The following is a 15452-nucleotide window of genomic DNA, read 5'->3' on the forward strand; positions in this document are numbered from 1 at the left end:
TAATTGGATTACCTTTGCAGTAAGTGTATAGGTTTAGGCTAAGGGGGTTTTTTATGTCTCCTTTGTAGGTATCTTCTGTGATAAATCTTGCTATATATGGGTCATAATATCTTGACTTTAGGTAATATAGCCCTGTTTCTTTGTCGTAGTATTGCCCTGCATATCTATACGGGTTAGTTATAGCTTCTTCTTCTTCTTCTGCTTTCTTTTCTTTTCCATATATATCATACTCGTATGTGTTTATTATTTCTCCATTCGGTAATATTAGGTTTACTACATCTTGATGCCCATTGTATATATAATACGCTTTTGTTCCCTGTTTATCCTCCCTGGCTATTAGGTTTATTCCTCTTATGTTTCTTGCACTGAATTGGTTGTTTTTTGTTTCGTTTATTATGTTTTGTCCGTCGTAGTAGTATTTTGTTGTTTTTAACCCTGATATTTTTTCTACTCTTAGATTACTACCGTCATATTTATAGGTGGTTGTTGTTCCTGTATTTGCTTTTATAAGCCTATTCAATTCATCGTATTTGTATTCAGATTTATTTGTGTTCGAATAAATTATTTTTTTTCTCGCTGCCCCTGATTCTGTTACTAAAAATGTACTATATATATCTTTATCTTGTTTTTCAATCAGATTTCCATTGGTATCATACTTAAAGGTTAATGTCTTTATATAGTCACGTTGTATATATGAACCTCCTGTATAAGATAAGTCTTTGTATTTATTCCCTTTATAAGTTTCTGTTGTAATTTCACTTGGTAACTTAGAATATTCTATTGGAGGATCTATAGGATATTTATAAATCTTGTCTTTAATTTTGACTTCTTCTATTGAGGTGATAAGTTGAGTGTTTTTATTATAATTATAAGTTATTGTCTTATTTATATAATATAGTGTAGTTGCACCTAATTTAGTTTGTTATAAGCCATGTATATTCTTTTTTGATATATTTCCATCTTTGTCGTATGAGTAGGTTATAGTTGTTCTATCTGGTTCTTTTACTGTTTTTATTCTGTCTAATTTGTCATAGGTATAATATGTTGTTTTATTATTTTCTGTTTTCGTTAGCTGATTTCCTACTGCATCATAGGTATAGCTGTATTGATTTATTATTTTGCCTCCTGGTTTTCTACTTATTAGTTTTGTTAGATTATTCCTACTGTCATAGTAGTATTCTTGTTTACTTCTTCCTGGATAGATTATGGATTTTATTGAGCTGTCTGGATAATAATCATAGGTTGTTGTTTGACCGTCTACTGTTACTGTTTTTAGTCTGTTTAAACTGTCATAAGTATAATAGGTATATTTGCCAAAGTAATCTATCATTTTTGTTCTATTACCATTATTGTCATATTCGTAATAGATATATCTTCCATCTGGCTTTATTTCTTTTTTTAGTAATCCATTTTCATAGTATTGGTATTGGGTTTTCCCTGTTTGGTCTGTCATTGTTAGTACTCTTCCTACATTGTCATATGTGTAGGAAATGCTTATTGTGCCTTTTTGTCTCTTTATTAATCTGTTTCTTTTATCATATGTTAATATTTCTACTTGACCTTTTTTGTCTATCTTTTCTTTTATATTCCCTACTTTATCGTATTTTATATATATACTTTTTCCTAGTGGGTCTGTTTCTTTTATTAGTCTCCCTAATTCGTCATAGTATCTTTCGGTAGTGTTCCCCTTCGGGGTTGTTTGTTTTGTTAGATTCCCTTGGTTATCGTATTGATATTTTGTTGATTCTCCTAGGGCATTTTTTACTTCTATTAGTCTATTTAAGTCATCATAGTAGTAGTATGTGCTGTTTCCGTTTTCATCTTTTGTTTTTATTAGATTTCCTACATAGTCATAGTAGTTATATGAGTATTTTCCGTTATTTTTTATTCTTAGATTTCCTGCTTTGTCATAATAGTAATATATACTATTTCCTTCTTCATCTATTTCTTTTATGCAATTTGTTTCACTGCTATATGTCCATGCATCGTAATATTCTGTCTTTTTGTAGGTATTGTCTGGATTTACTATTTTTATATTTCTCCCTAGCGCATCATATTCATATCTTGTTATGTTCCCTTTTGCATCTTTTATCCAATCTATTTGACTTAGTGCGTTATAGTGGTTTTCTTTTAATGTTATCCATGCTCCATTTTTTATTTCTTGTTCTTTTTTTAGTCTTCCTAATCTATCATAGATTTTTCTTTTTTTGTGTCCTTTCTCATCTGTTAATGTGACTATGTTGTTTGTATCATCATATTCTAGAGTTTTATATGTTCTGTCTGGGTTTGTTATTTTTGTTAATCTTTTTAAACTATCATAGGTGTATGTGGTTGTGTTGCCATTTCCATCTGTGTATGTTTTTATTTTTCCTGTGTTAAAATCATAGGTGTATTTCTCTTCTATTATTTCTGATTCTCCATTGTAGTTTTTTACTGTTATATATTTTCTTGTTAAGTAAGCATTTTTGTAGGTTGTACTATATTCGTAGTTTTCTTGTATATATGTTCCGTCTTGTTTTTTTAGTTTTTTTGTTTTTATGTTCCCATAAGTATCATAGGTGTAGTATGTTATTATTGATTTGTCTGTGCCATTTACTATATGTCTTTGTTTCTTCCAATCTATGTTTCCTGTTGTTTGATTTACTCCATATTCTGTTTTTTGTATGGTGCTTGCATTCATATATTTTGATTCACTTGTTAGAATATGATATTTACTGTCATAGGTATAGGTTGTTTTATGCCCTAATTCATCTGTGTACTCTAGTAAATCTTTATAGTCATTGTATTTATATGTTACTGCTTTTGATGCACTTGCTCCTGTTGATGGTGTGTAGGCTATTGTGATTTTTCTGATCGGTAGTTTGTTTTTATCATATTCTTTTGTTATTTGTCTTAGTAGGGTTGTTCCGTTTTGTTTTATTTGTATTTTTGTATTAAGATTTTTGTTGTTGAATGTGTATATTGTTTTTGTGTTATTTGTATCTGTTATTGTTGTTGTGTATGTGAATGTGCTTGGCAATGAGCTTGGGTCTTTGTATTGTGGGTATCCACTGTAGTCGTTACTGCTGTAGCTATAGGTTTCTTTGTTATATGATACTCCGTCTTCTATATCTTCTCTTGTTTTTATTCTGTAGTATTCTTTTATTCCTCTGCTCCCTAGGTTTGCTATTGCTTTTTCATATGTGTATTTTGTTTTTGCTCCTGTTGGATATATTATTGTTTCTAATGTTGCAAATATATTTGTTTTTGCTGTTGGTGAGCTTGTAAAGTTTTTATCAAAGAAGGTAAATCTTCCATTTTGATATTTATAGCTAAATTGTGTTTGTCTGTTTTTGGGGTCTATTATTTTTGTTAATACATACTTACTGGAATCTACTGAAGTTGGTTTCAGTGCTAGTATGGTCTTTGTTTTGTTTGGTGCTGTTATTATTACTTCTTTTCCTGTAGCTGTATTATTATATGTGATAGTTGTTATTCTCCCTAGTGTGTCTGTGATTTTATTTATTACTGGATGTCCATTTATTATTATATGGTTGAATTTTATCTCGTTCCCGTATCTGTCTTTTATTCCTAAAAGTCTTCCGTCTTTTGCAAAGTATTCTTTTGTCCCATTTTTGTAGATTAGTTCATAGTAGGATGTTTCTTGTCCGTTTGTATAGTTCCCTATTATGTTCTCTATCCTCATATCTTTTAGTGTGTATTTATCTAGATTAGAATCTCCTATGGTTGGTGTGATTTTAATTTTATATACTTGTCCATTTCCTAAGTGTAGGTATTTATTACTTCCATCTATTTTTATGGATGAAAATCCTAGTGACCAGCCTAAACCTAGGTTGTTGCGTAGTTCTGTGTAAGTGTTTTTGTTAATAATGTTAGTTTCTCTTCTGTAATCTAAATATTTAATTATCTCTGCTTCTCGAACAACTATTAAATCTGTACCGTCTTCCCAATGGTCTTGTTCTATATAACTACTATTTGCCCAAGCTTTAGCAGAATTTTTGGCTCTAGTATATGTCTCACAATTTTGCGAACTTATTAATTTTTTTGGTTTGTATATTTCTGTCCCTATCCAGTTGCTCCAGTATTGTGTCTCATATTTTTTTACTTTATAATCATAATCTACATCAATATCATAGTCAGGTTCATATAATTCTCCATCCTGTGCTTTGTATCTTATTATTATGTTTAAGTTGAGTCCATTTCTTCCTGGTAGACTTAGTATATTATTTTCATATTCTAAGTTCCCGTTGTTTGGTGTAATATGCTCTCTGCTGTCCTCTTTTATATTATATGGTGCATTAAAATATTTTTGATAATCTACTTCTTCTACTACTGGTTCTTCTGTCGTTCCTTCTGCCATTATGGTGATTTCATTTGAATTGTTTTTATTTCTTTTAGTTTGATAATCAAATATTCTTTTCTTTATTTCTTGGATTTGAATGTCATTTTGTTTTGCATATTTTAAAACTTCTTTTATATTAACTTTATATTTATCAAGAATGTCTGTTATATGTTTTAAATTTATCTTCTGTATTTTTTTCTGAAATAGTTTCTATTATTTCTTTTTTATTAAGTTTTTCATTTTTGATTATTACTTTTTCTATTTCTAATCCTAGTGCTGATGATACTATAAATGCTGGCTCAATGTCATTCATGCTGTATCCTTTTATTAATAAATCTACTATTTTTGTTATTTCTTTTGATGTAAGTTTTATTCTTTGTTTAAATTGTTTCAATTTACTAAGCTCTTTATCTATTTTTATTTTATCTTTTATACTTGATAATAGACTTTCTATTTCTTCGATAGATAGTTCATATTCTTTTACTCTTAAAGCTATACCAATAGATTCTATTAACGAATATCCTTTTGTTTTACATTTTTGTAAAATTTCTTCATCTGCATCACTGTATGCTTTAAAAATTTGTTCCTTTTCTTCTGTTGTTAATTCACTATATTTGGTTTTGTTAGACAATATTCTTATTACTATTAGGAACTGATTGTATCGCTCTTTATCTTGATAAACAACTGTCTTTGTCTTATGTTCATCTTCTGTTATCATTTGTTCATTCCCTTTATTTATGTTTTCTTCTATCGCTACTACATTTAATAACTCTTGAGTACAATTTGGAGTTAATATACTTGCTTGCACTACTATCGGTGTAAATAGATACATAAAGCTTATACTTAGCTGTAAAACAAAAGATATTATCTTTTTGTTAATTCCTTTTATTTTCAAGTTATCCCCCCCTTAACCTAATTTTTAATAAATTGTTTTTATTTTTATAATTTTTTGAATATTATGTTTGTATATAATAGGATGATTTTACAAGGTTTTCAATGGTAATATTATATTTTTATTCCGAAACCATTTTACTTTTTAATACAAATTTTTAAACATATTCAAATGGTACAAAAATCAAGATTAATATATTCAAAATCCCCGGGTAAGTAACCCGAGGATTAATTTAACTAACTATATTTATTTAATAATCTTATTTCATCTCTATATCCCTCAAGCTCATTAGGAGTTTCTAAAATAAATGGTAAATCTTTGAGTTGAGGATGGTTTAATACATTTAAAATGGCTTCAAGTCCTATAGTCCCTTTCCCTATTTTTTCATGTCTGTCTTTCTTACTACCAAACTCTTTCATACTATCATTTAAGTGTATAGCTTTTAATCTATCAATGCCTATAATTTTATCAAACTCTTCTAAAACATTATCTAGTTCATTAACTATATCATACCCTGCTGAATATATATGACAAGTATCTAGACAAACCCCTATCAGTTCAGAATATTTCACTTTATCAATTATACTTTTCAATTGCTCAAATGTATATCCTACCTCTGTACCTTTCCCAGACATTGTCTCCAATAAAATCATAGTATTTTCATTACCTGTAATTATCTCATTGAGTCCTTGAGCGATTCTATCTATTCCATAGTCTATACCCTTACCAAGATGATTCCCTGGATGAAATGTAAAATATGGACACGGAATATTTTCTAATCTTTCTAAATCCTCTTTAATTACTCTTTTTGCTAAATTCCAAGTATCTTCTTTATGAGAAGCAAGATTAAGTATATATGGAGCATGAGCTACTAATGGCCCGAATTTATATTCATTTAATATTTTTTCAAATTTCTTTATATCCTCCATATCTAAAGTTTTTGCTTTTGCTCCTCTAGGATTTCTTGTAAAAAACTGAAAAGTATTAGCCCCTATACTAATTGCAACTTCTGCAGCGTTTGAATAACCTTTAGAAATCGTCAAATGACATCCTAAAAACATTATTATCACCTCTAATATATTTTCTTTTCATCAATGTAGTTAACTAATCTTTCTTTTACAAAACTTTTTAAATATTCTTCATCAAAATAGCTTACAACTCCATTTTCCTTCTTAAAATCATATCCGAACACTTTGGAATATTTATCTAACCTCCTTAGTCTTTTTATATGTTCTTCACTCATTCTAAATACCCCAATATTAACATCTCTTACAGTATTTGATGGTATTTCTGTAAATACTTCATCTATAAATTCACCATATACTGATTCAAACCCTTTAACTTTCATAATAGGCTCAAGAGATATCCTTACTTTTAATCCTTTTGAAATAGCTACCTTTATATCATTTAACCTTGCAGTAAGACTAGGCGTCTTGTGTTCAAAATTATCAATTATTTCTTGAGGCGATAGAGTCCATGCAAATATAATATTTGATGGTATTTCTAAATCTTTGATACTTCTAAAATTACTGCTTTTAGTTCTTATCTCTATAAGCAAATTCTTATTCCTATTTGCAAATTCAATCCACTTTCTAACAAAACCAGTTATATTTTCAAAAGCCAATATGTCTGAATCATATGAAATACATATATAAGCTCTTCTGTCTTTAGTCGTTTTAATAATCTCTTCAAAAAAATCTTCTATATTAACAAAGATTACAATATTAGAAGATGAATATAAACCTCTTAAGTAGCAATATTCACAATCATAAATACAATTAAATATATTTGAAGAATAATAAAATGAAGTTTCTCCAAAATCTTCACAGATAGGTGAACCTTCATATAAATAGTTGCCTGTTTTTTTAGCCAATATCAATTTTGGAGACTTTTTTTGAATTATAAAGTTTTGTCTTGGTCTATTGAAAACATCTTTGTAGTTTTTTATTTCTACTATCTTGCTGTTTGGAAATTTACTTAATATTTCTAATGTTATATGATGATTTAAAACTTCTTTTTCTACATATATGTGTGAAAAACTATTCATAAAGTTTGTTGATAAGTTTCTTGAACTCCCTTTTACTTTCATTTTTATCTTGCACCCTTACATTAAGTATATTTTTTATAAATTCTGGGCTTTTGCTTTCCCTTATCTTATATCCAATATAAGCCTTATTAAACTGAATTTTTTGATTTTCTGTTAAATTGAGTATTAAACTTATTTGATCTATCATTTTTTTATCCCAATCATTAAGCAAATCCTTTTTTATGAAACTTTTTTTCATTTTATTTATATAATCATCTATCGTTAAAATATTTTTTTCTATCAAATTCTCAACAAATTCGCCTGTTAGCCTTACACCATCTAAATTGTCAGAAACGATTTTTATAAGCTGAATTTGGTGAGGAGAGAAAAATTTTGATGAAGCCTTAAAAAAACCACTTCCTTCCATATCACATATATCTTTTACATCAAAATCAACCACTGGCTTTGAAAAAGTCTCTAAAGTCCCTTCTTCAAATTGATGATTAATCAATATATCTGGATAATAATCTTTTCCTGTTTCAACATCATGAATTTTATTGACAAGTACTACCTCTCCAATCTCTCTATTTCTGCTTCCGCAAATACCTATATTTATAACAATATCTTCATCAGAAATACCATATTTAGAAACAATATGTGCTAAAGCTATTGCAGAATTTATTTTACCTATACCAGATACAATTAACTTTATATCTTCACTTTCAAATACTTGAAAAAACTTATTTTCATTAACTCTTTTTAATTTGTAAAAATTTATTATTGGTTTTGCTTCATTATAAAAAGCACAAATAAAATATAACATAACTATCACCCTAAATTAAGTATTATATACAGCATTATAGCATAAAACCTTAAGTGTCAATCAAACTAAATCTTCATAAAATGAATAATATAGCTTATATATTATAAAATTCTCTTTTTTGGGAAGGGGGACCTTTATGTTTCAAAGCAAAACATATTCTATATCAAATATTCGTAAATATGTTGTAGGTTTAGATAAAAGAGTAATCTTAAGGAATGGTAAAAAGGTTAGATATATCAATTTTGACAATGCCGCAAGTACTCCAACTATTAAGCCAGTTCAAGATAAAATAAACGAATTTCTACTATGGTATTCAAGTATTCATAGAGGAACTGGATATAAATCTAAAATATCAACTGAAATTTATGACAAAGCACATGAAATAGTTTTAGATTTCGTAAATTGTGATAAAAATAAAAACGTATCTATTTTTGTTAAAAATACAACAGAAGCTATAAACAAGCTCTCATATAGATTAGCTCTTTCTAAAGAAGACATAGTAATTACTACTCTAATGGAGCATCATTCTAATGATTTGCCTTGGAGAAATAAAGCTAAGACGATACATGTAAATCTGCTTAAAGATGGTAGACTTGACTTAGATGACCTAGAGATAAAATTAAAAACTTATAAAGGTAAAGTAAAACTAGTTACCGTTACAGGAGCTTCAAATGTAACAGGCTATGTAAATGATATTCATTATATCGCTTCACTTAGCCACAAATATGGAGCTATGATACTTGTAGACGCTGCTCAACTTATTCCTCATAGAAAAATCAATATGAAAGGATGTAAAGATGATGATTATATTGATTTTCTAGCTTTTTCGGCTCATAAAATGTATGCACCATTTGGCACAGGAGTTTTAATTGGTCCTAAAAAAATATTTAAAAAAGGTACACCTGAATACGTAGGAGGAGGTACAATTATAAGCGTAACAAAATATAATCAGTATTGGGCAAACTTACCCGATAAAGAAGAAGCAGGTACTCCTAATGTTGTCGGTGTTGTTGCACTTATACAAATAATCAAAATATTAAAAGAAATAGGCATGGAAAATATAAAAGAACATGAAAAAATACTAACAACCTATTTACTAGATAAACTTAAAACTCTTCCTAATATAAAAATTTACTCTGTTTATAAACAGTCTGAAGACATGGTTGGAGTAGTTACTTTTAATGTATCAAACATACCTCACAATTTATTGGCTTCATTGCTATCTTATGAAGGTGGAATAGGAGTTAGACATGGTTGTTTCTGTGCTCATCCATATATTCATTATCTTCTAGGACTTAGTCAAGAAGAAATAGCAAAGCTTCAAAAAGAGTTGCTAATGGGTAATTTAAAAAATACACCTGGCTTAGTTAGAGTAAGTTTCGGAATGTATAATAATTTGGAAGAAATAAATAGTTTTGTTGAAAAATTAGAGTATATTATTAGTAATAAAAATAGTATTATAAAAGAGTATATATATAATAAAAAAATTAATGAATATCAACCTAGTATTCTTCCAGAAAATATGTTTAATGACTTTAATTTGTAATATGAAAAATTAGAATTACTTAATATAACATTAAATTATATGATATAATTTAAATATCTTAAAATAACTTAAGAGAAAGGAAAAGCTAAAATATGTTAGAAAGGAAACTTTGGAAAAAGTTTGATTATATATTATTTATAACAATAGTTCTATTATGTATATATGGTTTCATAGTGATTGCAAGTGCAACTTCTAAAACTAAAGGAAGTGATATACAATTAGGTATTGATTTCTTAAAGCAACTTATTAAAAACCCTTTTCTTAAAACTCAAATCACTTCATTTATATTAGGTTTAATAGCTATATTTATATTAACATTATTTAATTATGAAACATTTGGTAGATTATATCTTTTAATATATGGATTCTGTAACCTTTTATTAATAGCAGTTTTACTGTTTGGAACTGGTGAAGAAACTTGGGGTGCTAGAAGCTGGTTATCTATTGGAGGTTTTAGTTTTCAACCTTCAGAAATTGTTAAAATAGGAATAATAATATCAGTAGCAAAATTTATAGATAATAATAAAGAAAAAATTAATGAACCTTTTACATTATTAAAAATTTTAATGTTTTCTCTAGCACCAGTTGCATTAATTCTTATGCAGCCTGACTTTGGGACAGCTACCGTTTTTATGTTTTTCATTTTCATTATGTTATTTATAGCAGGACTCAACATTAAATATATTTTATATGCCGTTAGTGCTGGGCTACTCAGTTTACCTGTTTTATGGTTATTTTTATTAAAAGATTATCAAAAAGACCGTATTAGAGTTTTTCTAGATCCTAGTCTTGATGCAATGGGAGCAGGTTATCAGGTTATACAATCAAAAATAGCAATCGGTTCTGGTAAAATTCTTGGCAGAGGCCTTTTTCATGGTGTTCAAACACAGTATGGATTTCTGCCTGAAAAACATACAGATTTTATATTTGCTGTTATTGGTGAAGAATTAGGATTAATAGGAGGGCTTGTTCTACTTTTACTATATTTTATTATGTTATATAGACTTATAATAATAGCAAAAAACTCTAAAGACCTTATGGGTTCTTTAATAGTTATAGGAATAGCTTCAATGATTTCTTTTCATATTATAGAAAACATAGGAATGACAATGGGATTGATGCCTGTAACAGGTATACCATTACCATTCATTAGTTATGGGGGTACTTTCCTATTAGCAAATTTAATAAGTATTGGACTAGTTCTTAGTATCGGAATGAGAAAAGACAAGCTTAATTTTTAAGGGATGCTTTATGCATCCCTTTTTTTAATTACAATATTCTCAACTGATTCTCTTGTAAAAGGTTCCTTTTGTATATGCCAATACTTATATTTTCTTTATTAACTAAATCATAGTTTTATTGACAAAATGTTGAATTTATATTAAAAAAGATTTAAAGGAGAGAGAGATGATTTATTAAAAATTCAATTTATATTAATTTATATCTTACAAGGAGGAGGATTTATAATGAAAAATCTGAAAAAAACTTTTTTAATACTAGCTGTAATTCTAGTAATCGGCATAGTTTTTAAATTAAACACAAATAAATATTCAATAAACTATACTACAAAAGACATAATTATTTTTTTGACTGACAGAGAACTAGAAGGTAGGCTAACAGGAACAGAAGGAAATAAAAAAGCTGAAAAATTTATCTCTGAATATTTCAAAGTATTAGAATTAGAACCTTTGGAATTTCTTGAAGATGATAGTTATTTATTTCCGTATGATCATAGTTTTGTTAACTTTGATAATCAAAATATAAAAATGACCATAGAATACGAAAATGGAGCTACCAAAGAATGTACTATAGGTAAAGATTTTTTACCTATTTCGTATACAAAAGAAATAGACATAAGTGCTAAAGTAAGTAAGGAATTAGATGAAAATTCCTTTTTATTAGTCGACAACAATATAAAACCCCAATATAGAAAAGCTAAAGGAATTTTAATAAAAACAAACAATTTTCATCATTATATCGCAATAAATAATGTCAAAACCCCTATCATTCAAATCAGTGAAAATTTATATAATAATTTAATTAATAATAAATGCAATATAAAATTCAGCTATAAACTAGATACAGAAAAAATCAAAACAAATAACATTGTAGCAAAAATTTCCGGTAAAGATAACAGCAGTGCTATTATTTTATCAGCTCATTTTGACCATATAGGTAAAATCGGAAATACAATATACTCTGGTGCATTAGATAATAGTTCAGGTATATCAATATTATTAGATTTAGCAAAAAAACTAAAAGAATATTCAAAAAATAATGAATTAAAACAAGATATAATAATATGTGCCTTTAATGGTGAAGATTCTGGCAGACAGGGAAGTAAAGCCTTTGCTGCATTCATTAAAGATAGATACAAAAACATAGCAAATATTAACTTTGATTGTATTGGCGTTAAAGATAAACCTTTTATTATTAATAGATTAAATTTTAACAGTAAAAAAACATTAGATAATGATCTATATAATTATCTTAAAAGTAAAGGCTACAATATTTCTTTCGATGACGGTTATAGTTCTGATCATGAAAGTTTTATATATTATAACATACCTTCTGTAACTATTGGACAACCTTCAGACATTATTCATTCAAAACTCGATGTAATGAACAATTTGGATATAAATCTGATTGAAAAATTTAATAGTGATATATTCGAATTCTTAATAAAAAATGATGGTGTAAATTATAATGAAATAGTAAATATAGACAATGATTCAAATGCTAAATATATTGACGAAGTAGAGACTTCAGAATATGAAAAAATGATAGAAGCAGAAAGTAAAGATTTAGAATTAAATCAATACAAACATATATTAGATGATGGCGTTCCTGTATACATAACAAGACTAAGTAAAACATATAATTCTCTAGAAGAGCTAAAAAAGATATTTAATAATATTTATATACCAGAAAACATAGAAAATTATGAATTAAAAGAAATAACTGTCAAATGCTTTAAAAAGCCAGAAACTCGTATAGATGAATTTGATAAGATATATACATATGATAATTTTTCTATTTCTTATATAAACGATATTAATATTAAATATTCAACTAAAAATGATAGTAATAAAATACTCGAAATCGATATATTTAAACTTGATGATATATCTGATTTTAATAATAAATCCTTTGATAATATAATTAATGAAATGTATGTTGTTCTAGATAATGGAATAGAAAAAGATTCAAACAATAATCAATCCTATTTATCAATAGAAAAAGTTTCAAACAATAATCAATCTTACTGGATTGTATTTACAAAGCATAATGAAAATAAAAAATATATATCCGAAGTTGTTAATATTATCGGAAAAAATAACATATTTTACAGAATCTCAATTAATAAATACGAAATAGAAGAAGCAAAAATCGGAAATAAAAATAAAAAAATACATAAATTAGATTGGTTTAATAATTCTAAAGACAAAACTATCGAATTTATAAGAAATATCAACTTTAATAAACTTATAGATGACATATTTGAATAAAATTTTATTGTACTGATAAAGTGTATGCCAAACAATGGCATACACTTTATAATTATCGCTACCAAAATTTAAAAGCAGCTTTCTTCAAACCATGTAAATCTATTAACTTATAATATTCTCAACTGATTCTCTTGTAAAAGGTTCTTTAATATAAATATGTCCCATCAAACTTTCTACTTTTTTACCGTCTACTAAAAACTGAACTTTATCTATATAATCTAATTCTGTCAATGACTTTACAATAGATGCAATAAAAAATATTTCTTCTGTTGAACCACCATGCAATCCACTACTAGAAATATTAACTTTAGCTGTATTATTAACAACTTCTACTCCTAGTATCTGTATATGTGGAGCTATTGTTCTTCTAAGTTTTTCATTTTTAGGACCTTGTTTAAGTCTATCTAAAATAATCTCTTCTAATGGTTTTTCATCTATTTGTACCTTTATCTTCTCTGCTACTAAACTCGTTAGCTTATCATCAGCAAAATATAATATTACATCTTTCTCCGCTTTTATTTTTTCAATATCTTTATTATCATCTATATTATTTTTGAACTGACTACAAGCTACTAGATTAAATATAATTAAAATAACCAGTATAAAAACTGAGAGTTTCCTTACCATATTATACCCTCCAATCACAAGTTAACTTTTTATTTAATTATACCACTTTTTTATTTAGTTTATGTTAATATTTTAGGTACTAGACATACAAAAAACTACTAGCTCATTTGAGCCAGTAGCCTTATTATTCTTTATAATTTTTAATGTAATCTATTATTATGCTGTATACATCATCATCATAAGATATGTTTTCTGGCAATTTATCAAATAATTTTACTAAATCCGTTTCACTCCATCTTGGTTTAGGATTAAATTTCTCAACTTCTCCTATAAATATAGCATATTTTAATATTTCATCTTCTTTCTGTACTGTATAGTACCCAATAGATTGTATTTCTAACAATTCTGCTCCAGTTGCTTCATAAGTCTCTCTAATAGCACACTCTAATACAGTTTCACCTTCTTCTCTTGTACCAGCAGGAAATTCCCATCCTCTCCTCTTAGGATGATAAGTCATAACTAAATTCTCATTATAAAATAGTACTACTAAAACTCCATTCGAATCTTCTAAATTATTTTTTGCTTCCTCTGATAAAAAGATTTTAATATCTCCATTACGTCCTTTAATTTCATAAAATTTTTCCAAATTCATCACCTACTATCTTTAAATTATCTTTATAGAATTAATTTATGAAAGATACTTCATAAAAGTACATAAGTTTACATATCTATTTTAAGCAAAATTTTTCTGTATATTCCGATTCTTCTAATAATTTCGTCATCTTAAAAAGATTTCCTGCTTAATCAGGAAATCTTTCTAAAAAATACTTAAATTCAACTCTCTAGACAATTCTTTTAATACTTCATAACCCCCTATAGAATTACCTTTCTCATCTAATGCTGGTCCATATACACCAATACCCATTTTATGAGGTACTGCAGCCATAATTCCTCCACCAACACCACTTTTAGCTGGTATCCCAACTTTTATCGCAAACTCACCTGATGCATTATACATTCCGCAAGTAACCATAAATGTCTTGACTATTCTAGCTATATGCTCGGAAACTATCTTTTCAGATGTATGTGGCACTCTTCCTTTATTAGCTAAAAAAAGTCCTATTTTAGCTATATCGACACAATCTACTTCTATTGAACACTGTTTGAAATATACATCAAGAATTTCCTCTACATCCCCTTCTAATATTCCAACATCTCTCATAAAATAAGCCATAGATCTATTTCTATCACCCGTTCTTTTTTCAGATAAATATACTTCTTCGTTAACTTTTAAATCATCATTACCAGTTATTTTTTTAAAAAGGTTAAGTAGCCTTTGAAATTTTTCCTCTCCATCTTTTCCCTTTATTAGAGATGCTACTGCAATTGCTCCTGCATTAATCATCGGATTTAATGGCTTTGACGGATTTATCGTTTCTAGTTTTACTATTGAATTAAATGCATCTCCTGTAGGTTCCATTCCAACTTTTTTGAATACTTCTTCCTCTCCGTTATCCATTATAGCCAACATCAAGGAAATCGTTTTCGAAATGCTTTGTAATGTAAATTTAACATTATATTCACCTGCTGTATAAATATTACCTTGCATATCAGCTACACAAATTCCTAAATGCTTCGGATTTGCTTTACTTAATGCAGGTATATATGTAGCTACCTTTCCTTTACTAGTTATCTTTCTATTATTTTCTATTATCCTATTTAATAACTCGTTCAATCATCTCATCTC

The 15452-nt window shown here is 27.5% G+C and carries 12 protein-coding genes; 3 read left to right on the forward strand and 9 right to left on the reverse strand.

The window, feature by feature from the left end; genetic code table 11:
- The 6 genes from AB4Y15_RS14135 to AB4Y15_RS09580 form a co-directional block, all read right to left on the reverse strand.
- Window positions 1-889 (reverse strand): RHS repeat domain-containing protein (locus AB4Y15_RS14135; RefSeq protein ID WP_489672024.1); only part of this gene is annotated, 889 nt, incomplete at its 3' end.
- Window positions 890-922: 33 nt separating this feature from the next.
- Window positions 923-4360, reverse strand: a complete 3438-nt coding sequence (locus tag AB4Y15_RS09560) for an RHS repeat domain-containing protein (protein WP_427340070.1) — start codon at window positions 4358-4360, stop codon at window positions 923-925.
- 133 nt (window positions 4361-4493) lie between these two features.
- A complete protein-coding gene (locus tag AB4Y15_RS09565; RefSeq protein WP_427340072.1) occupies window positions 4494-5237 on the reverse strand; it encodes a hypothetical protein in 744 nt (247 codons plus the stop codon).
- Window positions 5238-5470: 233 nt separating this feature from the next.
- A complete protein-coding gene (locus AB4Y15_RS09570; RefSeq protein ID WP_427340074.1) occupies window positions 5471-6295 on the reverse strand; it encodes a deoxyribonuclease IV in 825 nt (274 codons plus the stop codon).
- 11 nt (window positions 6296-6306) lie between these two features.
- Window positions 6307-7323 (reverse strand): SPL family radical SAM protein, encoded by a 1017-nt coding sequence (locus AB4Y15_RS09575; RefSeq protein ID WP_427340075.1) that lies wholly within the window; start codon window positions 7321-7323, stop codon window positions 6307-6309.
- Entirely contained in the window at window positions 7274-8083 is an 810-nt protein-coding gene (locus AB4Y15_RS09580) for a 5'-methylthioadenosine/S-adenosylhomocysteine nucleosidase family protein (protein WP_427340077.1), read from the reverse strand. The genes AB4Y15_RS09575 and AB4Y15_RS09580 overlap by 50 nt, the downstream gene beginning before the upstream one ends.
- 136 nt (window positions 8084-8219) lie before the next feature.
- Between AB4Y15_RS09580 and AB4Y15_RS09585 the strand changes: the two genes are divergently transcribed.
- The 3 genes from AB4Y15_RS09585 (at window position 8220) to AB4Y15_RS09595 (ending at window position 13138) form a co-directional block, all read left to right on the forward strand.
- Window positions 8220-9629, forward strand: coding sequence for an aminotransferase class V-fold PLP-dependent enzyme (locus AB4Y15_RS09585; RefSeq protein ID WP_427340079.1), 1410 nt, complete (start codon window positions 8220-8222; stop codon window positions 9627-9629).
- 92 nt (window positions 9630-9721) lie between these two features.
- Window positions 9722-10870: a rod shape-determining protein RodA gene (rodA, locus tag AB4Y15_RS09590; RefSeq protein WP_427340081.1), complete on the forward strand. Its 1149-nt coding sequence runs from the start codon at window positions 9722-9724 to the stop codon at window positions 10868-10870.
- A gap of 225 nt (window positions 10871-11095) precedes the next feature.
- Window positions 11096-13138 carry a M28 family metallopeptidase gene (locus AB4Y15_RS09595; protein ID WP_427340083.1) on the forward strand — a complete coding sequence of 681 codons (2043 nt, stop codon included), beginning with the start codon at window positions 11096-11098 and terminating at the stop codon, window positions 13136-13138.
- A gap of 102 nt (window positions 13139-13240) precedes the next feature.
- Here AB4Y15_RS09595 and AB4Y15_RS09600 read toward each other — a convergent pair whose 3' ends face one another.
- The 3 genes from AB4Y15_RS09600 to glsA all read right to left on the reverse strand — a co-directional run bounded on the left by AB4Y15_RS09600 (window position 13241) and on the right by glsA (window position 15440).
- Complete coding sequence (locus AB4Y15_RS09600; RefSeq protein ID WP_427340085.1) at window positions 13241-13765, reverse strand: GerMN domain-containing protein; 525 nt, start codon at window positions 13763-13765, stop codon at window positions 13241-13243.
- A gap of 124 nt (window positions 13766-13889) precedes the next feature.
- Entirely contained in the window at window positions 13890-14351 is a 462-nt protein-coding gene (locus tag AB4Y15_RS09605) for an NUDIX domain-containing protein (RefSeq protein WP_427340087.1), read from the reverse strand.
- Between the two features lie 171 nt (window positions 14352-14522).
- Window positions 14523-15440 carry a glutaminase A gene (gene glsA, locus AB4Y15_RS09610; RefSeq protein ID WP_427340089.1) on the reverse strand — a complete coding sequence of 306 codons (918 nt, stop codon included), beginning with the start codon at window positions 15438-15440 and terminating at the stop codon, window positions 14523-14525.
- Window positions 15441-15452: the final 12 nt, after the last annotated feature.

The organism is Caloranaerobacter longqiensis, assembly GCF_050286925.1.
Taxonomy (GTDB): Bacteria; Bacillota; Clostridia; order Tissierellales; family Thermohalobacteraceae; genus Caloranaerobacter.

Bases quoted from the DNA above. Each gene is read 5' to 3' on its own strand.
- AB4Y15_RS09560 (WP_427340070.1), bottom strand. From the start codon at position 4,360: ATGGCAGAAGGAACGACAGAAGAACCAGTAGTAGAAGAAGTAGATTAT.
- AB4Y15_RS09600 (WP_427340085.1), bottom strand. From the start codon at position 13,765: ATGGTAAGGAAACTCTCAGTTTTTATACTGGTTATTTTAATTATATTT.
- AB4Y15_RS09575 (WP_427340075.1), bottom strand. From the start codon at position 7,323: ATGAAAGTAAAAGGGAGTTCAAGAAACTTATCAACAAACTTTATGAAT.
- AB4Y15_RS09595 (WP_427340083.1), top strand. From the start codon at position 11,096: ATGAAAAATCTGAAAAAAACTTTTTTAATACTAGCTGTAATTCTAGTA.
- rodA (WP_427340081.1), top strand. From the start codon at position 9,722: ATGTTAGAAAGGAAACTTTGGAAAAAGTTTGATTATATATTATTTATA.
- AB4Y15_RS09570 (WP_427340074.1), bottom strand. From the start codon at position 6,295: ATGTTTTTAGGATGTCATTTGACGATTTCTAAAGGTTATTCAAACGCT.
- AB4Y15_RS09585 (WP_427340079.1), top strand. From the start codon at position 8,220: ATGTTTCAAAGCAAAACATATTCTATATCAAATATTCGTAAATATGTT.
- AB4Y15_RS09580 (WP_427340077.1), bottom strand. From the start codon at position 8,083: ATGTTATATTTTATTTGTGCTTTTTATAATGAAGCAAAACCAATAATA.